Source organism: Marinobacter lipolyticus SM19, assembly GCF_000397065.2.
Classification (GTDB): Bacteria; Pseudomonadota; Gammaproteobacteria; order Pseudomonadales; family Oleiphilaceae; genus Marinobacter; species Marinobacter lipolyticus.
The window spans coordinates 1,096,743-1,115,493 of the sequence record NZ_KE007306.1 but is presented as its reverse complement, the minus strand read 5'-3'; the positions used below and the strand labels follow the sequence as shown (position 1 = coordinate 1,115,493).

Here is an 18,751-nt window from a genome sequence, read left to right as displayed (position 1 = left end):
GGAGAGTGGCTCCGGCCCTGGTTGGGGTCAGTAGGAAGAGCTCATCCCGAACCATTCCGGGAAAATCACAATGAGTGCAAGCACCAGCATCTGCAGCAGAATAAAAGGAAGAACCCCTTTGTAGATATCTGTTGTCTGCACGTTGGGTGGAGCGACCCCCTTCAGGTAGAACAATGAGAAACCGAACGGGGGCGTCAGGAAACTGGTTTGCAGGTTCATGGCGATCAGGATGGCAAACCACAGCATGTTGATGCCCATGGCCTCCGCCACCGGCGCCAGGATCGGCACGATAATGAAGGAAATCTCCACAAAGTCGATGAAGAAGCCCAGTACCAGGATCACCAGCATGGCGAGGATGATAAAGCCCCATTTCTCACCGGGCAGCTGCAACATCCACTCTTCCAGCAGGTAATCGCCACCGGTGTAGCTGAATACCATGGAGAAGGCCGTCGCGCCGATCAGGATGGCGAACACCATGGCGGTCACCTTGACGGTATCCCGGGCGGCATCCCAGACCATCTGGAACGAGAATTGTCGATAGATCAGCGCCAGGACAACAGCGCCGACACCACCCAGCGCTGACGACTCGGTCGGTGTCGCGATACCACTGAAGATGGAACCCAGAACGACCACGATCAGGGCCAGTGGTGGAATGATTGCCAGCAAGGCCGTCACGATTTCCTGTTTACGGGAAAGGCCGCTGTCGTCCGGCATGGCCGGGGCAGTTTCGGGTTTGAGCCGGGTCATGATCAGGATGTACACAATGTACAGGCCAATAAGCACCACGCCCGGAATCACTGCGGCCTTGAACAGGTCGCCCACCGGTAGGCCAAGTACATCACCCAGAATGATCAGGATGATCGAGGGGGGCACGATTTGCCCGAGGGTACCGGCGGCACAGATAGTGCCAGTGGCGAGGCGTTTGTCGTACTTGTGGGCGAGCATGACCGGGAGGGAAATCAGGCCCATGGCGACCACGCTGGCGCCGACAACGCCTGTTGAGGCTGCCAGCAATGCGCCCACCAGGATGGTGGAAATGGCCAGACCTCCTGGCAGGCCGCCGAACAGGCGTCCCATGGAGGTCAGCAGTTGTTCGGCCAGCCGGGTACGCTGCAGAACTACACCCATAAAGATAAACAGGGGAACCGCCATCAGGGTGGTGTTTTGCATCACGCTCATTATGCGATAAGGCATAAACGCAAACAGATCCATGCCTTCAGCAAAGACACCGAAGAACAGAGCAACCCCGCCAAAGGTAAAGGCCACCGGGAATCCCAGCATCAGCATCAGCAAGGCGACGCCAAACATAACCATACCGATCATGCCAGGCCCTCCGCGCTGTGCTTTTCTTCGTAGGTTTTCTCACCGGACATGACACGGAGTGCATGGGTAGCCATGCCGAGACCGGAGGTGGCGATGAAAAAGGCACTGAAGGGAATGAGGGATTTGATGATCCATCGGTGTGGCAATCCTCCGGGATCGCCGCTACCTTCTCCCATCTGGAATGAATCAACCGCGAAGCTGTAGCCGTATGTGCCGATCAGGTAGGCGAAAGGCATCACGAATATCAGTGCGCCCAGCAGATTGATCCAGGCTTTGGTGCGGTCGCTCCAATGGGTGTAGAAAACGTCTACACGAACATGACCGTCGGTTCTTAGCGCATATGGGATGCCTAGCAGAAACACTACAGAATAGAGGTGCCACTCCATCTCCTGCATGCCAATGGAAACATCCCGGAACACGTAGCGTGCGACGACGTCGTAGAACACGTTCAACGTCATCAGGATAAGCGCGACACAGGCAACCCATCCGCAAAGGGTAGACAGCTTCGCCAAGCCGTCATCCAGTTTGATAATCCAGCGCATTACTTTTCCTCTGCCGGCCTTGTGAGCGGCATTTTTCGTTTGCTACAAATAACAAAACCGGGATCACTTGTATGAGCGATCCCGGCTCCGTTAGATCATGATGGTTTATTCGTCGCCTTCGACTTCAGCCATTGTATTCAGGTAGGCGCGATCCGCAATGTTGGTGTATGCCCTGGAATCCTCCTGGTAGCTTTCCAGGGATTTCACAATGCGACCAGCCAGTTCGTCGTTGCCAGCGGCTTCCTTCAGAAGCTTCTTGTTGGCCGCGTACATAGCTTGGAACACGTCGTCCGGGAAGGTCTTGATCTGGACGTTCGGATGCTCTTTCTTGATGCTGGCCCAGGCCTTGGCGTTTTCATGCTGGGATTGGATCAGCATGTCGTACGCGGCGGTGCGCATGGAAACCCGCAGAATCTCCTGGAGATCCGCTGGCAGCTTTTCCCAGACCCGCTTGTTGACCAGGAACTGCAATTCGGTCGCGGGCTCATGCCAGCCGGTATAGTAGTAGTCGGCGATCTGCTGGAAACCAAGGCGGAGATCCAATGCAGGGCCTACCCACTCAGTCGCGTCAATGGTGTTGCGCTCAAGCGCCGTATACAGCTCGCCCGGTGCAATGTTGGTCGGGTTGACGCCCACTTCGGCAAAGACCTCGCCAGCGAAGCCGGGAATGCGCATTTTCAGGCCTTCCAGATCCTCCAGCGATTTGATTTCCTTACGGAACCAGCCGCCCATCTGTACGCCGGTGTTACCGCCTGGGAAAGACAGCATGTTGTGCGGTTCATACACTTCCTGCATGAGGTCCATGCCGTCGCCGTAGTAGAACCAGGCGTACTGCTCCAGTGCCGTCATGCCAAAGGGCATGCTGGTAAAGAACAGGGTATTGGGTACTTTGCCTTTCCAGTAGTAAGAGGCGGAGTGACCCATGTCATACTGGCCGGCCTTGACCATATCGAAGACACCGAAGGGCGCCTTGTGCTTGTTGGCGGAATCGATGCGAATCTTCAGTCGGCCATTGGACATCTTCTCGGCCATTTCGGCCATGCTCTTGGTGGCTTCACCAAAGATCGGAAAGTTGGGACCCCACGTTTCGGCCATCTTCAGCGTGAAGGTTTCCTGGGCAAGCGCCTGTGCGGAGGCAAGGGTAGTTGCGACTGCCAGCACAGTTGCGGAAAGAACAGAACGGATCTTCATTGCTCTTCTATCCTCTGATGTGATTATTGTCTTTGTGGGTGTGTCGGGAGCGTTATCCGTTTGGGATTAACAACCCTTTATCCTAGTCCAAAGTAGCAGTAAATGTGGGGAAACGGAAAGAAAATACCGGTTCTCTAAGACATAGGTCGTAGGGGGATTTCGAGGTGTTTCGCGGGTTTGTTCCGGATTTTCCGGAACCACCCCAGTGCTGGTTTCTCGATGGTGTAGTGGATGGCGGAGGCGATTGCCAGCGCCAGCGAGAGGGCCAGGCAGACACCGATCCAGCCGGGAACACCGGCGTCATAACTCCAGGCGATCACGCCGTAGCCGATGTTCTGGTGAACCAGGTAGAGGGCGTAGGACAGGCTGCCGAGCCAGAGCATGGTGCGGTTAGCCAGTAGGTTGAGATAGCCCGCCACCGCCAGTACGAATACTCCGTAACAACCCAGCACAAAGACGTTGAACGGCGCTTTATACGCCACTATCGCATGGCCGATGGCGAGCGCGAGCAGGAGGCCGTCCAGGGCTGTGGGCCGGCCGTGCTGGTGCCAACGATAAATCAGCATGCCGCTGACAAACAGCGGTGCGTATTTTACAAACAGGAGGTCCTTGATCAGGAAGTCCAGGGCATCGGGAATGGCTTTCCACCAGATGACCGCGGCGTAGCTGATCGCCACCCAGATCCACAGGGCGATGCGAATACGGCTCCACGCCTTCAGGCCATAGAACAACAAGGTTATCCAGCAATAGAATGTGGCTTCAATCACCAGGCTCCAGTACGCGCCGTCGACGTGAGGGAATTCCAGGTATTCATGCAGCAGGGTGACGTTCAGCAGGGCGCTGCCGAAGCTGACCGCGCGATCCTCCGGCCCCAGGGCATGGACCATCAGGAAGGTGATGGCGATACCGGCCCACAGCGCGGGCATCAATCGAAAGGCCCGGGCCAGCCCGAACCAGCCTGCAGACCGGGTCCGTTCCAGGGTCATAAAGATCACGAAACCGCTCAGAATAAAGAACAGGTGCACGCCATAGCGGCCAAAATCCAGTATGGCAGGAGGAGTGAACGTATGGCCGTACAATTGATCGTAATAAGGCAGATAATGAAACAGCACCACGCCCAGGGCTGCGATACCCCGGAGTGCATCAAGCGCAGCTAGTCGTTGTGAGGATTCCGCCATAATCACGATTCTGTGAAGGTTCAGGCTATAGTAGCCTGCTTTGGCACATTGCAGTACTAGTTAGATATACCGTTATCTTGCTGCGGGCTTAAGATGTATTAACCTGCTTGTATCGGGAGGGAACCATGAGCACGGAACTTGGCATTATCGAAGGCTTTTACGGCCCCCTGTGGAGCTGGGAAGAGCGGAAAGAGCTGGTAATGGCCCTGGAGCCCCATGGTTATCGGTTCTACCTCTATGCGCCCAAGGCGGATATCTTCCTGCGCCGACGCTGGGATGAACCTCATCCACACGACGCGGCGGTCGGATTGGCGGACTTTGCCCGTTTCTGTCGACGGCATGGGGTACGCTTCGGCGTTGGTTTGAGCCCGTTTGAAGTGTTTAACGACTTCAACGATGCTGCGCGGCAGGCACTGATAACGAAGCTGGCGTTCCTGGATGAAATTGGTGTGCAGGAGCTGGCGATCCTGTTTGATGATATGCGCAGTGACACCCCGGACCTGGCTGCCCGGCAGGTGGACATTGTGCACTGGATACGCGACCGGACCCACGCGGAACAACTGACAATCTGCCCCAGCTACTATTCCGATGACCCGGTGCTGGACCGGGTGTTCGGGGAGCGGCCCAGTGATTATCTGACTAATCTCGGCGAGAGGCTGGACCCCGCTATCCGGGTGTTTTGGACCGGGGAAGAGGTCTGCTCGCGGGAGGTATCGACGGGGCATCTCAAGCGAATCAGCAAAGCCCTTGGTCGTAAGCCTTTGTTGTGGGACAACTACCCGGTCAATGACGGTGACCGTATGTCCCGGCATCTGCACCTCAGGGGCTTTACCGGTCGCCCCGCGGCCAATGCCGCCTATCTGGCAGGGCATGCCATCAACCCGGCATTGCAGCCAACGCTGACCGCTATTCCCGCCATTACCCTGGCAGAAAGCTATCGGCAGGGGCCGGGTTACCAGTACGGCCAGGCTTTTCATCATGCCGCGCGGGAAGTCCTGGGCATCGACCTCGCTGCCAAGGTCATGGCGGATCTGCTGGTCCTGCAGGATGCTGGCCTGCATCGGATCAGCGATGATAAAAAACAGTCATTGCTGGACAAATACCGGGGCTATTCCCACGCCGGTGCCGAGGAAATTGTCCGTTGGTTATCGGGTGAATATCAGGTCACGGATGAAATGGTGCAGACTCAGTAACGGCGGGGGGCAGCATGGCAGGAAAGGAGAGCAACGATGACTGATGTCACCATTGAATGTATACAGGGCAACATTGCCCATCAACCTGACATGGATGCGGTGGTTAACGCCGCCAATGCCCAGCTTATGCCTGGTGGTGGCGTTGCCGGGGCCATTCACGCTGCGGCCGGGCCAGGGTTGGCGGAAGAGTGTCGCGCCAAGGCGCCTATCAAACCCGGTGAAGCGGTGATCACAGCCGCCCATGACATGCCAAATTCCTATATTATTCATTGTCTTGGGCCGGTTTATGGTGTGGATAATCCGTCAGACCAGTTGTTGGCAGGTTGCTACCGGAATGCACTGAAACTGGCGAAACAGGAGGAGCTGGAGTCCGTGGCGTTCCCCGCCATTTCCACGGGGGTGTTCGGTTACCCGCTGGAGGACGCGTTGGGCATTGCTGTGCAAACCCTTCGTGAAGCATCGCCCGCCTGTCCCCGGTTGCGCAGGTTGCGCCTGGTCCTGTTCAGCGACGATGACCTGCGAGTGTGTCAGGCGATTCTGGATCGTACGTAAATTCAAGCCCGGACGCGACTATCGAACGGTACGTTGGACCGCTTGGGGCGCGTACACTCCTGCCATAACAACAATATAGAAACTTGGGGATTGTGCTTGTGGTCCAGCTTCGTGTGTTTGTATTAACCGCCCTTGCGATGATCGCTTTTGCCGGAAACTCGCTGCTGTGTCGTGCCGCGTTGCGGGACACCGACATCGATGCCGCGAGTTTTACGTCGGTGCGTCTGGTTTCCGGAGCCCTGATGCTCTGGCTGCTGTTGGCACTTCGTGGTAATCGGCAACCCCTCAGATATGGTTCCTGGGGATCCGCTGTGGCGCTGTTTGCCTACGCGGCCACGTTTTCCTTTGCCTATGGTGGGGTGTCGGCAGCCATGGGGGCCTTGCTGCTGTTTGGCGCGGTGCAGGCAACCATGATTGGTATTGGTATCTGGCACGGCAATCGCCCCAACGGGGTGCAATGGGCGGGTTTCGTCGTGGCGTTTACAGGGCTGATTGGCTTGCTGCTTCCGGGGTTATCCGCGCCGCCCGTTGGCAGTGCGGTGTTGATGATTCTCGCGGGTGTCTCCTGGGGCATCTATTCCCTTCGGGCGAAGGGGGCGGGGGAACCGACGGCAGTTACAACCGGCAATTTTATCCGCTCGGTACCATTGGCGCTGGTTCTGAGTACAGCCATGCTTTCCCGTATGGAAATGGATGCCGCCGGATTCCTTTACGCGGTAGCCTCCGGAGCCATTACGTCAGGGATGGGCTATGCCATCTGGTACATGGCTTTGCCGTTATTGCGGGCAACATCGGCAGCCACCGTGCAGCTCAGTGTACCGGTGATTGCCGCTTTGGGCGGCGTACTGCTGTTGAACGAACCCCTCACCCTGCGGCTGGTGGTGGCCGGAGCGGCCATTTTGGGTGGTATTGCCATTGTGATCCTGGCTGGAAACAGAAAGCCGGCCTGAGCCGGGTCAGTCACAGGCGATATCGGCGGCCTGGCGGAACTGCTCCATAATGGCATTCCGATGGCGTTCGTTGTCTGTGTATTCCTGCGGCAGGGGTTGCAGGAAGTACAGGAAATCCCCTTTCCGCCGATGGGCTTCGACCAGGCCCTGGAAGTCATCCCCGGGCTGCCAGAACGCCGGACTGATAACGGCCACGGACAAATCGGGGCGTTTCTTCTCCAGTACGGCCACCATGCCCAGGTGATTCTCAGCGTGGAACGTGCCCGTCAGGTGAATTACCTGGTGACCGGGGTAGTCCTGCATTGCCCTGATTGCCTGATTAGCCATGGTGTTATCCCGCAGGAGCTGGGCCTTGTAGCTGTTTTCAAAGCGGGCATCGGTGCCGGGGCTGTGGTTTTTCCCCAGGGCGTCAAAGAATTTCTTCCGGTAAGCAGGGGTGTCTATGAACGGTGACTCTGGTAACTGGTTGCGCTCAGCTAATTCCAGGGAATCCAGGTAAACCTCTCCTTTGCGTCCGACACAGCGAACGGTATCGGCGGGAGCGTTGGCGGCAATGACCGGAATGTTCCTGGACCTGGAAAACTCCACCAGGGGGCGATAGGAGGCCTGGTAGTTCGACCAGGCCTGGGCATCGGCAATCAGCTCGGACTCTCCGGACAGTCCGGCCAGATAGCGATCCAGTTCCTGCTGGTGGTCCAGGGTGAACTGTTCCATGGTCAGCACCTGTTGCGGGCGCTGCTGGTATAGCGCGGACTGGAGCAACGATTGCAGCAGGTGAGCGCCATGGTGGCCATGGTATTCGCCGATGACAATCACGTCGGCGGAACGCAACCGGCTGGCCAGCTGGTTGATGGAGAGTAGCGATCCTTTATTGTCTGCTATGACGGCATCGTATTGCGTATTCGGTGGCATTACCTGCGTTTGATGGTTGGGCAGGGAAGTACATCCCGCGAGGAGCAGGTATGTAAGCAGTAGCGCGGTAAGGGACAAGGCATTCATGATTCACTATACGACCACGAAACTCATTCGGTTGTCAGCTTTTTGGTGGGTTTTCTCGCCAATTTTCACCAAGCCTTGCTTCCACGTAATCGCGAATAAACTGCCGGACTTTTTGTGATGGTGTGACATCCTCTTCTTTGCACAGAGCTTCAAAGGCGGCTTTCTTTTGGGGGTCTATCAGCAGGGTCAGGCGGGCTGTACGGTTTTCCATGGTTATTCATCATGCTCTTGCAGTTGTTGGCTGAAATTGCGCACACCATATGTTAATCAGGTTAACATTGAATGATGTTCTGATGAGAATATAATGCAAGCAGTGCTGATTCAATAATTGAGAACGTCTATGCCGCACCGCGCCCACCTGTTTTCCCTGCGACTGGCCCACGGCTTCCGCGAAGCCTGCCTCGATGAACCATACACGGGCCGGCGCTTCTCTCGGGATGTGATGGCCGGTCTGACGGTGGGTATTATCGCAATCCCGCTGGCCATGGCATTGGCCATCGCCAGCGGTGTTCCGCCCCAATATGGACTCTATACCGCGTTCATCGCCGGTTTTCTGATCGCCCTGTTGGGCGGTAGCCGGTTCAGCATCTCCGGTCCGACCGCCGCGTTCGTTGTCATCCTTTATCCCATTGCGCAATCCCACGGCCTGGGTGGTCTGCTGCTGGCGACCCTGATGTCCGGTGTGCTGCTGGTGATCATGGCGTTTATGCGCCTGGGACGGTTTATTGAATACATTCCGGAATCGGTTACGCTGGGATTTACCGGCGGTATCGCCGTGGTCATCGCAACCCTGCAGGTAAAGGACTTTTTCGGGCTGAGCATTGAAACCATGCCCGAGCATTACTGGGATAAAATCGCTGCGCTCGCCCAGGCGCTGCCGGGCCTGGATGTCATGAGTACATTGGTAGCCGCCATAACACTGGCTATTATGCTGCTTTGGCCGCGCTTGAAAACGCCTATCCCGCCACATCTCCCTGCAGTTCTGCTTGGCAGTCTGCTGGCGGTATTCCTGAATGCTAACGGTGCCGACATTGACACGATCGGTTCCCGATTCAGCTATCTGATGCCTGATGGTGCAGCGGGAAGCGGAATCCCTCCCTTCCTGCCAGAGTTTGCCTGGCCCTGGCAACGTCCGGATGTTGATGGCAATCCGCTGGGAATCAGTTGGTCCATGGTGCAAGAGCTGCTGCCAGCGGCGTTTGCAATCGCCATGCTCGGCGCCATTGAATCCCTGTTGTGCGCGGTGGTACTCGATGGCATGACCGGAAAACGCCACAGTGCCAACAGCGAATTGCTTGGGCAGGGCATAGGCAACATTGTCACACCTTTCTTTGGGGGGATTACGGCAACGGCTGCCATTGCCCGTTCTGCTGCCAACTACAAGGCCGGAGCGGAGTCGCCGGTGGCAGCGATGATTCATGCCGCGGTGGTGTTGCTGGCGCTGGTCTATCTTTCCCCGTTGTTGGCGTATCTGCCGATGGCGGCTATGGCGTCGTTGTTGATCATGGTGGCCTGGAACATGAGTGAAGCGCCGAAATCGGTTCACCTGCTGAAAACTGCTCCAAAGAGTGATGTTCTGGTCTTTCTCACCTGTTTTTCCCTGACGGTTGCATTGGATATGGTGATCGCCATTACCACCGGTATCCTGCTGGCGGCTGTCCTGTTCATGCGGGAAATGGCTCAGATGACCAGAGTCACGGATATCACCGGTAACCCGCGCATAGTGAGCGCCGGGCTTCCTGAGGGCTGGCAGGTCTTCAAGATCAATGGCCCGCTGTTCTTCGCTGCGGCTGATCGTGTCTTTGGCGAACTGGCCGGACTCTCCCGTAATGCCCGGGGCTTCATTCTCTACATGGATGGGGTAACGGTTCTGGACGCTGGCGGGTTGTCGGCCCTGAACAAGCTGGTTGAGATTTGCCGGGCGGAAGGCACCCGAATTGTCATCGCCGACCTCCAGTTCCAGCCGCTGAAAACCCTGGCGCGGGCAGGTGTGGAGCCTGTTGAGGGGGTCAGCAGTTTTTACTCTTCCCTGGACGCCGCCCTGACGGAGGTCAGGGTCCGGGCCAGCCAGTAGTACTTCCCGAGCGCTCTTACATTGGCCAGTGCAATTGCAAGTTTCCTCCGCCGAACCCGAACTTGTGCAGGTAGAATGTCGGGTTCAGGGTCAGTATGGCGTGGTCCCGTTCGGAAATGATGGTTTTGAATGGCAACGCAAGCTTGCCGGTGAAACTGTGATGTCGGCGGTCGCGGTTTTCGGCAAAGGTCTGACGAATATCAGGAAGGCTCAGGTAGAGTCCGGGTGTTAATGTTGTCCGGGCCGATAGTGGAAGGGATAAACCGCCATAGATTGTGTGTTCCCGGCGCCGGGTGAATCCAACATCGTCCAGCGCCCGGCCAAAGTACCCCTCTTCGTCAAGATCCAGGTAGTACAGACCGAGATAGGGATGGTAACGCCTGCCGGTGTCGGTCACGCGGGTAGCCAGCTTGATCTGGTCACGGGAGAAGGCGGATGAAGCCGACTCATCCACCCCGAACAGACGGTACTGCCGCCGGGTACGTTCGCCACTGATTTCGAAGTGCCAGTGCCAGCTCTGCTGACGGAAGCGATGGGTCAGCGCCGCCTTGAGGGATTCGTTTTCCACTTGCAGGTTTTCGGTTCGGCTCAGGAACTCGGACGTTGGTGACACCGTGAGGGAGGCTGTGGTGCCTAGGGTCGGGTGTGTCGCTTCGTGTGCCTGATACCATTGCAGGAAAAAGCTCTGGGGCTTGCGAATGAACTCGTCGTCGGTATCGGTTTTGTCATTGAAATAGGTGTCGGGCAGGATCCAGCTGCCATGGATCCAGCTGTTCCCGTTCAGGTGTCGGCGGGCACTGAAATAGACGTCAGACTCCGATTTATCGGAGAACACGTCCCCCTGAATCCACAGCTCCGTGCGGTCCGTCAGGTTATGCCGGAAGCCCACCAGTTGGCGTTGATAGGCGCCGTCCAGGTCCTCGCCGCGCTGGATATCGAGCAGGAACCCTTGCCGATCGTGGTTAAACCCGAAGTCGTTGCGGAAACGGAAGTCCAGATACAGGCGCCGGCTGCTGACACTGCCCCCGGTTCCTCTGATGCCATTATCCGTGACGCCAGGGGGTATCTGCAGGTGATCAAATGTCAGTTCATGGAGGAAGCGTTCGGTGTTGTAGGTCTCATCCCGTCCCTGAACCACTGCGTCCTGCCGCCAGGGCTGGGGAAAGTGAGCATTGCTGGGGAAAGCGTTGGGAGCCAGGGCGCCCGAGAGTATCAGGGTGATGCCAAGAACGATGCCGGTGGGGATCAGGGGCCGCTTCATGCTCTTCGGGACCTTCTTCAGCTTTATTGCGCTATGCTACGGGTGTTTTGCATCGAGGGGCAAAAGGAAGCCACATGCTGCCATTCCGCATTATTGATCGAATTAAATTTATTGTAGAACGTCAGTTGGTAAAGGGGGCGGGATTTCAGCTGCTGGTGGTGGGTGTGTTCATTGGCCTGATCTCATTGATTGGTGGATTGCTGGTGGTGCCTCAGGACGGTGCCTTTGACGATACCGGTTCGGCTATCTGGTGGGCATTCCTGCGTCTGACCGACCCGGGGTACCTTGGGGACGATGTCGGCACCTGGCAGCGGTTCGTGTCCACACTGCTGACCATCAGCGGCTACGTGGTTTTCATGGGTACGTTGGTGGCAATCCTCACCCGCTGGTTGATCGCCAAGATGGCTGATCTGGAGCGCGGACTGACGCCTGTCACCCTGAAAAATCACATCGTGGTCCTGGGTTGGTCCAGTCAGACCTTGCCACTGCTGTCGGAACTTCTGGGATCCAGTGGTCGCATGCGCCGATTCCTCGAGAAGCATGATACCCAACGGTTGAATCTGGTGGTGTTGTCTCAGAATGCCTCTGCAGTGCAGGTCCACGAGCTGCGCAGTGAGCCGGGTATTGGTCGCAAGGCTCGTCAGGTTATTCTCCGTTCCGGTCTGGCAATCCAGCCGGATGCGTTGCAGCGGGTAGCCTGCCTGGATGCCGCGGCGGTGATCGTTCCCAGTATTGCCCATGAAGCGGGAACCCTGGTGACATCGGATATAGAGACAGTCAAGGCCATGCTGTCTATTGCGGCCCAGGCCAGGCATCTGAATGCACCACTCCCATACGTGGTGGCGGAAATACAGGATATCCGCAAGCATCCGGTGATAGAGCGGGCCTACCCCGGAGAAGTGGAAGTGGTGGGCGGCGATGCCACCATCAGCCGGCTAATGGTACAGAATATCCTGCACCCGGGATTATCCGGAATCTACAATGAGCTCCTGACTGCTGGCGAAGGCAATGAAATCTATGTGCGGGGCGGTGAATCCGTTGCTGGCATGACGCTGGGAGAGCTTGCGGCTCAACGCCCTCTGGCCATTATCCTGGGGATACTGAAGCCGAAAGGGAACCGCTGGGATGTGCGCCTGATTGCGCCTTCGGTTACTCCGATTGAGATGGCGGACCGGGTCATCATGCTGGCTCGTGACTACTCGGAAACCGAAGCCAACTCCAAGCTCGCGCCCTTGCCAGCAATCGCTCGGGGAGAGCCAGGCCGGTATCTCCGCAAGACCACTGACCGCCCGCGGAAAGTCCTCGTGTTGGGGTGGAATCGCCGGGTACCCAGCCTGATTGCCGAGTTTGCCAGTTACGTGGGGCAGCCGTTCACTGTGGATATTGTCTCTGTGGTGTCGGCGACAGAGAGGGAGCGGGATATAGCCAGGTACCTACAGGATTACCGCGAAGTCTCTTGTCGGCATATTGAGGCGGATTATATGGTCGAAGATGAATTGCGCAAGGTCCGCCCTGTCGATTATGACACCGTTATACTGCTGAGCAGTGACCGTTTGGCGTCGGGTGAGGAGGCCGATGCCCGGGCCATGGTGGGGTATCTTCAGCTGGAAGATATCCTCGCCGGGGCCAACCGCAGACCCCAGCTGATCATGGAGCTGAGTGACCCGGACAATCGCCATCTGTTAAGTGGTCATCGGAGTGAGATGATGATCAGCCCGATGATTCTCAGCCACGTCCTGGCGCAGGTCGCCTTGCGGCGGGAGTTGCGGGTGGTGTTGGATGAATTGTTTACCGTAGGTGGAGCGGAAATCCAGTTCCGTGATCCCCGGGACTACCCTTTGCCCGCGAGTGTCGATTTCCATCTGCTGGAGAGAATCCTGGCTGAGAGAGGGGAATTGGCGTTGGGGGTGTTTCGGCATCGCACGGACGATGGAGGCAGGCGTCTGGAATTAAATCCACCGCGTAAACGTTGTCTGGACCTTCAGCCGGATGACCAATTGGTTGTGATGGCAAATACCTGACGTTGGATGGCCGAGGGGGCGGGAGCGAGCATGGGTGTGTTTATTCAGGTTGTCATGGCCATTCATCAGAAAAATGCCGAAAATAGATAATATAAATTTCAATTATAAATTCAAAGGTACTAAAGTAGCTTCCATCGTCAGTGGCCTGAACAATTTTTGATCGGGTTGCTGGCTCGCCGGAGTAGTTTTCTGCTTCTGATGAAGAGCACCTCAAACCCTAAACGACAGGACTGAGATCATGCCATACGCAAAAGACGTTGACGCCATCGCTTCTATCCTGAAGCAAAACCCGACCTGGAACGCCATCAATCCGAAGCACGCAGCCCGTATGCGCGCTCAGAACAAGTTCAAGACTGGTCTGGATATCGCCAAGTACACCGCCAAAATCATGCGCGAAGACATGGCGAACTACGACAACGACACTTCCCAGTACACCCAGTCTCTGGGCTGCTGGCACGGCTTCATCGGTCAGCAGAAGCTGCTGTCCATCAAGAAGCACTTCGGTACCACCAAGCGTCGTTACCTGTACCTGTCTGGCTGGATGGTTGCCGCCCTGCGCTCCGAGTTCGGTCCGCTGCCTGACCAGTCCATGCACGAGAAGACCGCTGTATCTGGTCTGATCGAAGAGCTGTACACCTTCCTGCGTCAGGCGGATGCCTGGGAACTGAACCACCTGTTCCGCGCCCTGGAAGAAGCCGAGAACGCTGGCGACACTGCCAAGGCTGATGAGCTGATCAAGCAGATCGACAACCACGAAACTCACGTTGTGCCGATCATTGCCGACATCGACGCCGGTTTCGGTAACGCCGAAGCGACCTACCTGCTGGCCAAGCAGATGATCGAAGCGGGTGCTTGCTGCATCCAGATCGAGAACCAGGTGTCTGACGAGAAGCAGTGTGGTCACCAGGACGGCAAGGTTACTGTTCCTCACGCCGACTTCCTGTCCAAGATCAATGCCGTTCGTCTGGCGTTTCTGGAGCTGGGTGTTGATGACGGTGTCATCGTTGCCCGTACCGACTCCCTGGGCGCAGGCCTGACCCAGAAGATCGCCGTAACCAACGAGCCGGGCGATCTGGGTGACCAGTACAACAGCTTCATCGATGGCGAAGTGATCGAGAAGGCTGAAGACATCAACAACGGCGACGTTGTGATCAAGCAGAACGGTCAGCTGGTTCGTCCGAAGCGTCTGGCTTCTGGCCTGTTCCAGTTCAAGCCGGGCACTGGCGAAGACCGTGTGGTTCTGGACTGTATCACCAGCCTGCAGAACGGCGCAGACCTGCTGTGGATCGAGACCGAAAAGCCGCACGTTGGCCAGATCGCTGCCATGGTTAACCGCATCAAGGAAGTGGTGCCCGACGCCAAGCTGGTTTACAACAACAGCCCGTCCTTCAACTGGACCCTGAACTTCCGTCAGCAGGTATTTGACGCATGGCAGGAAGAAGGCAAGGACGTATCTGCCTACGATCGTGCCAAGCTGATGAGCGAAGAGTACGACAACACCGAGCTGGGTCAGCTGGCTGACGAGTGGTGCCGTAACTTCCAGCGTGACGGTTCACGCGAAGCAGGTATCTTCCACCACCTGATCACGCTGCCGACATACCACACTGCGGCTCTGTCTACCGACAACCTGGCCAAGGGCTACTTCGGCGACGAAGGCATGCTGGCCTACGTTGCAGGCGTACAGCGTAAGGAAATCCGTCAGGGTATCGCTACCGTTAAGCACCAGGACATGGCTGGTTCCAACATCGGTGACGACCACAAGGAATTCTTCGCTGGTGAAGCGGCGCTGAAAGCTGGTGGTAAAGACAACACCATGAACCAGTTCGGTTAATCGAACGGTCAGGTTGTCTGTCAGCCGGGGGTGAAAGCCCCTGGCTGAACCCCAAAACCCCGCCCTGGTGCGGGGTTTTGTCGTTGTTATGGTTGGGTGATCACCGGTTTACTGGTGATGTCTGGCTGCCCTCGCGTTGCTGGAATGAGCGTGGTGAGGCCCGTACTTATCCATCAGGCGATAAAAAGACACCCTCGAAATATTCAGAATGCGTGCGGCGGCAGACACGTTCTGATGTGACAATGCGAGACTGCATGACAGCGCCTGTCTGTCGGCCCTTGCACGAAAGGCTTCAAGGCTGAGGCCGGATTGTCCAGGAATTGTCAGGGCAAGCTCGGCCAGGCCCAGGTCTGCCGACTCAATCATAGCCGACTCACTCAGTAGCATTGCCTGACGTAGCCGGTTTTGCAGTTCGCGAAGATTGCCCGGCCAGTCGTGCAACGCAAGGCTTTGCATGGCTTTATTGCTGAGCTTGCGGACTCCGAATGCTGTATGTGTATTTGCCAGGATTTTGTTGGCCACGATGGGAATGTCCTCTGGCCTGTCTCGCAATGCAGGTAGTTTCACCTCCAGACTGCCCAATCGGTAGTAGACGTCGCTCCGGAATTCTTCTGTCTCCACCATCTGCTTCAGGGGGCGCGCGCTGGTAGCGATGACCCTCACGTCCACCTTCCTGGGCTGGTTCCCCCCAATTCTCTCGATCTGTCCTTCTTGCAGGAAACGCAGAATGGCGGATTGCTGCTCGGGCACCAGTTCATCAATCCCCGAGAGTAGCAGTGTGCCCCCATCTGCGGACTCCAGCCGACCCCGGCGGCTGTCAATCGCATGGGAGAAGGCGCCTTTCTCGTACCCGAACAGTTCGCTTTGGGTCAGGGACACCGGCAACGCTGCGCAATTGACGGTGACCAGTGGTTGCGTGCTGCGGGACGAGTGGGCATGAATGAAACGGGCAGCCGTATCCTTGCCCGTGCCGTTTTCGCCGTAGATCAGTACCGGCTCCTGGGTCTTGGCAAATCGCCGTAACATGGCCCGTACCTGGCGAATGGCTTGGGATGCGCCTTCCAGCGCGGCGTCCTGATAACTATCCTGGTGCGTGTTGTCGGTCTGGCGTTGAAGCTGGGCCATGCCCCACAGGTGTCCGAGCACCGTATTCAGGCGATCGGGATCCAGGGGTAGGGTATGATAATCAGAACAATGCCGGGAAATGAGGGTTCCCGGCGGTGTGTTCTGATCAGGTGCTGAGGGCAATATGCCGACCCAATAGGGGATCTGGAAAGCTTCAATCCACTGGTCCAGATAAGGTGTGCCCTGATCCGGATAAGCGCTCAGATCCAGTACCCCAACCTGGGCCTTCCCCGTACGGGCGAGTCCAAAGGGAGGAGGCTCGGTCAGATCGAAAGGATGTATGTTCCACTGTGATACAAGCGCGGGAGTGGATGGCTTGTCGGTGCTGCTGCTTGACAGCCAGACAAGCGGTCGTTTTTCCTGCATGGCGGATCTCCTGGAAATGGCGTTCTGGAAAATGGACACCACAACCTTCAGTAACACGTTTGCTGCTGCCGGGACTGCCAAACCCGGCCACTACCCAGTGACCGGTCACAGCTGGGGAACGGGTAAAAGGGGCCTTACTGCGAAGGCATTCATGTAATGTGCCAGATGATAGAGCCCGCGTAATTTCAGTGAGTTGAAATTGGGCGATAGCCCGCGGGGCGAAAACCTGTAAATTTTGCCGACAGGGGGATTGGGTGACTACGGAACAGGGCATGGTGTTTGGCATCCTGACAGCCACTCTGGGGTTGTTCATCTGGAACAGGCTCCGCTTTGATGTCGTCTCGATGCTGGCACTGCTCGCGATTGCGTTAACAGGTCTGGTACCTTCCGGTGAACTGTTTACCGGTTTCGGTCACCCGGCAGTGGTGACGGTTGCGGCTGTCCTGGTGATCAGTCAGGGGCTGGTGAATGGGGGGGTGGTTGATAACATTGCCCGTCTGCTGGGTCGGGTAGGACATCGTCCAACCCTGCAGGTGCTGATGCTGACCGGGGTGGTTGCGCTCTGTTCCGGTTTTATCAACAACGTTGGTGCCCTTGCGCTGTTGATGCCAGTGGCGGTATGGATGTCACGGGAAGCCGGCCGATCACCTTCTCTGCTGCTGATGCCCCTGGCCTTTGGTTCCCTGTTGGGAGGCACCATGACGCTGATCGGGACGCCGCCCAATATCATCATCGCCAGTTACCGCGAGGTCGGCTCCTTCGGTTTGTTCGATTTCGCCCCCGTCGGCGCAGCAATCACGCTCGCCGGTATTGCGTTCATTACCCTGGCAGGCTGGCGCCTGACGCCTCAGCGGCAAGACAGTGAAGAGGGTGGCAAGCTGTTCAGTGTTGGTGATTATGTCACCGAACTGCTCGTGCCCGACGCATCATCCTACGCGGGGGGCACGCTACACAACCTGTTAACCGACGCTGACAGTGAGGAGGATGTAGTCGTGCTCGCCCTGATCCGGGGCGATAGCCGGTCGCTGGCGCCATCGACTTACAAGGTGCTCAATGAGGGCGATGTCCTGTTGGTGGAGGCTGACACGGAGAGCCTCCAGGAATTTCTCGATCACACGGGGCTGACCCTCGCCAGTGCCAGTGAAGACGACAGCGACGAATCCCCTGAAGAAGAATCCGCAGCCGGGGTACGCAAGGAACTGTCTGCTGGCGAAGTCCGGCTGATGGAGGTCGTGGTCACCCCTGAGTCCAGTCTGGTAGGTCAGACCGCCAACCGCCTGAATCTGAGGGAATATCACGGTCTGAACATCGTTGCGCTGGCACGCCAGGGGCACCGGTTGAAGCGTCGCCTCGGGGATGTGCATATTCAGGCCGGGGATATCCTGTTGGTACAAGGGCATGAGGATTCCCTCACCGGGACCTTGCAGCGCCTGGGTTGCCTACCCCTGGCCGAGCGTGGGCTCAGATTGGGGCGGGATCGCAATGCGGTGCTGGCCGGCGGCCTGTTTATTGCCGCCATCATTGCTATTGTCGCTGGCTGGCTGGCACCACCGGTGGCTCTGGTGGGCTGTGCCTTGTCGATGGTGCTGACGGGGCTGCTCAAAGCCCCGGACGCCTATAAGGCCATCGATTGGTCCGTCATTGTGTTGCTTGCCGCGATGATTCCAGTTGGACAGGCGCTGGAAACCACTGGCGGCGCCGAACTGATTGCGGCGCAGATGCTGATGCTGAGCGAAGGGCTGTCACCGGCCATTGTGCTTGCGGTGGTGCTGGTGGGAACCATGCTGTTGTCCAACGTGGTTAACAATGCCGCCGCCGCAATACTGGTGGCCCCGATTGCGCTCAGCCTGTCGGCGGAGCTGGGCATGGCCTCCGATGCGGTTCTGATGGCCGTTGCCGTGGGAGCCTCCTGTGCCTTCCTGACCCCGATCGGACACCAGTCCAATGCGCTGGTCATGGAGCCGGGAGGCTACCGGTTCGGGGACTACTGGCGGCTGGGGCTACCCATGTCGATTCTGGTGACGGCTGTGGCCGTGCCGATGATCATGCTGGTCTGGGGATAGGCCGTCACGGACGGGCACGAAAAACGGTAAAAATTCACCCGGTGGTCACTCATCCGTCAGGCAGTTTGTTATCGTACCTATC

The 18,751-nt window shown here is 57.4% G+C and carries 15 protein-coding genes; 7 read left to right on the top strand and 8 right to left on the bottom strand.

Features of this window, described 5'->3' with window-relative positions:
• Positions 1 to 27: 27 nt before the first annotated feature.
• The 4 genes from MARLIPOL_RS05105 to MARLIPOL_RS05090 form a co-directional block, all read right to left on the bottom strand.
• Entirely contained in the window at positions 28 to 1,323 is a 1,296-nt protein-coding gene (locus MARLIPOL_RS05105) for a TRAP transporter large permease (RefSeq protein WP_012137025.1), read from the bottom strand.
• Positions 1,320 to 1,865 carry a TRAP transporter small permease subunit gene (locus MARLIPOL_RS05100; RefSeq protein ID WP_012137024.1) on the bottom strand — a complete coding sequence of 182 codons (546 nt, stop codon included), beginning with the start codon at positions 1,863 to 1,865 and terminating at the stop codon, positions 1,320 to 1,322. The genes MARLIPOL_RS05105 and MARLIPOL_RS05100 overlap by 4 nt, the downstream gene beginning before the upstream one ends.
• Positions 1,866 to 1,970: 105 nt before the next feature.
• Positions 1,971 to 3,056, bottom strand: a complete 1,086-nt coding sequence (locus MARLIPOL_RS05095; protein ID WP_012137023.1) for a TRAP transporter substrate-binding protein — start codon at positions 3,054 to 3,056, stop codon at positions 1,971 to 1,973.
• A 134-nt stretch (positions 3,057 to 3,190) separates the two neighbouring features.
• Entirely contained in the window at positions 3,191 to 4,234 is a 1,044-nt protein-coding gene (locus MARLIPOL_RS05090; protein WP_012137022.1) for an acyltransferase family protein, read from the bottom strand.
• 125 nt (positions 4,235 to 4,359) lie between these two features.
• Between MARLIPOL_RS05090 and MARLIPOL_RS05085 the strand changes: the two genes are divergently transcribed.
• The 3 genes from MARLIPOL_RS05085 (at position 4,360) to MARLIPOL_RS05075 (ending at position 6,929) form a co-directional block, all read left to right on the top strand.
• Positions 4,360 to 5,427: a beta-N-acetylglucosaminidase domain-containing protein gene (locus MARLIPOL_RS05085; protein ID WP_012137021.1), complete on the top strand. Its 1,068-nt coding sequence runs from the start codon at positions 4,360 to 4,362 to the stop codon at positions 5,425 to 5,427.
• 36 nt (positions 5,428 to 5,463) lie between these two features.
• On the top strand, positions 5,464 to 5,979 hold the full coding sequence (locus MARLIPOL_RS05080; protein WP_012137020.1) for a macro domain-containing protein: 516 nt from the start codon (positions 5,464 to 5,466) through the stop codon (positions 5,977 to 5,979).
• 98 nt (positions 5,980 to 6,077) lie between these two features.
• Complete coding sequence (locus MARLIPOL_RS05075; protein ID WP_012137019.1) at positions 6,078 to 6,929, top strand: DMT family transporter; 852 nt, start codon at positions 6,078 to 6,080, stop codon at positions 6,927 to 6,929.
• A gap of 6 nt (positions 6,930 to 6,935) precedes the next feature.
• Here MARLIPOL_RS05075 and MARLIPOL_RS05070 read toward each other — a convergent pair whose 3' ends face one another.
• On the bottom strand, positions 6,936 to 7,841 hold the full coding sequence (locus MARLIPOL_RS05070) for a ChaN family lipoprotein (RefSeq protein WP_012137018.1): 906 nt from the start codon (positions 7,839 to 7,841) through the stop codon (positions 6,936 to 6,938).
• Positions 7,842 to 7,962: 121 nt separating this feature from the next.
• Positions 7,963 to 8,139, bottom strand: coding sequence for a hypothetical protein (locus MARLIPOL_RS05065; RefSeq protein WP_012137017.1), 177 nt, complete (start codon positions 8,137 to 8,139; stop codon positions 7,963 to 7,965).
• A 129-nt stretch (positions 8,140 to 8,268) separates the two neighbouring features.
• On the opposite strand from MARLIPOL_RS05065, the gene dauA reads away from it, so the two are divergent.
• Positions 8,269 to 10,002 carry a C4-dicarboxylic acid transporter DauA gene (gene dauA, locus MARLIPOL_RS05060; RefSeq protein WP_012137016.1) on the top strand — a complete coding sequence of 578 codons (1,734 nt, stop codon included), beginning with the start codon at positions 8,269 to 8,271 and terminating at the stop codon, positions 10,000 to 10,002.
• A gap of 16 nt (positions 10,003 to 10,018) precedes the next feature.
• On the opposite strand, the gene MARLIPOL_RS05055 is transcribed toward dauA, so the two are convergent.
• On the bottom strand, positions 10,019 to 11,263 hold the full coding sequence (locus tag MARLIPOL_RS05055; protein WP_012137015.1) for a hypothetical protein: 1,245 nt from the start codon (positions 11,261 to 11,263) through the stop codon (positions 10,019 to 10,021).
• A 74-nt stretch (positions 11,264 to 11,337) separates the two neighbouring features.
• On the opposite strand from MARLIPOL_RS05055, the gene MARLIPOL_RS05050 reads away from it, so the two are divergent.
• Both MARLIPOL_RS05050 and MARLIPOL_RS05045 read left to right on the top strand, forming a co-directional pair.
• Complete coding sequence (locus MARLIPOL_RS05050) at positions 11,338 to 13,284, top strand: CASTOR/POLLUX-related putative ion channel (protein ID WP_012137014.1); 1,947 nt, start codon at positions 11,338 to 11,340, stop codon at positions 13,282 to 13,284.
• Positions 13,285 to 13,522: 238 nt separating this feature from the next.
• The gene (locus tag MARLIPOL_RS05045) at positions 13,523 to 15,115 is read left to right on the top strand and encodes an isocitrate lyase (protein WP_012137013.1); all 1,593 of its coding nucleotides are present in this window, start codon (positions 13,523 to 13,525) and stop codon (positions 15,113 to 15,115) included.
• A 108-nt stretch (positions 15,116 to 15,223) separates the two neighbouring features.
• On the opposite strand, the gene MARLIPOL_RS05040 is transcribed toward MARLIPOL_RS05045, so the two are convergent.
• Entirely contained in the window at positions 15,224 to 16,606 is a 1,383-nt protein-coding gene (locus tag MARLIPOL_RS05040) for a sigma-54-dependent transcriptional regulator (RefSeq protein ID WP_012137012.1), read from the bottom strand.
• Between the two features lie 254 nt (positions 16,607 to 16,860).
• On the opposite strand from MARLIPOL_RS05040, the gene MARLIPOL_RS05035 reads away from it, so the two are divergent.
• A complete protein-coding gene (locus tag MARLIPOL_RS05035) occupies positions 16,861 to 18,669 on the top strand; it encodes an SLC13 family permease (RefSeq protein ID WP_145768732.1) in 1,809 nt (602 codons plus the stop codon).
• Positions 18,670 to 18,751 lie beyond the last annotated feature (82 nt).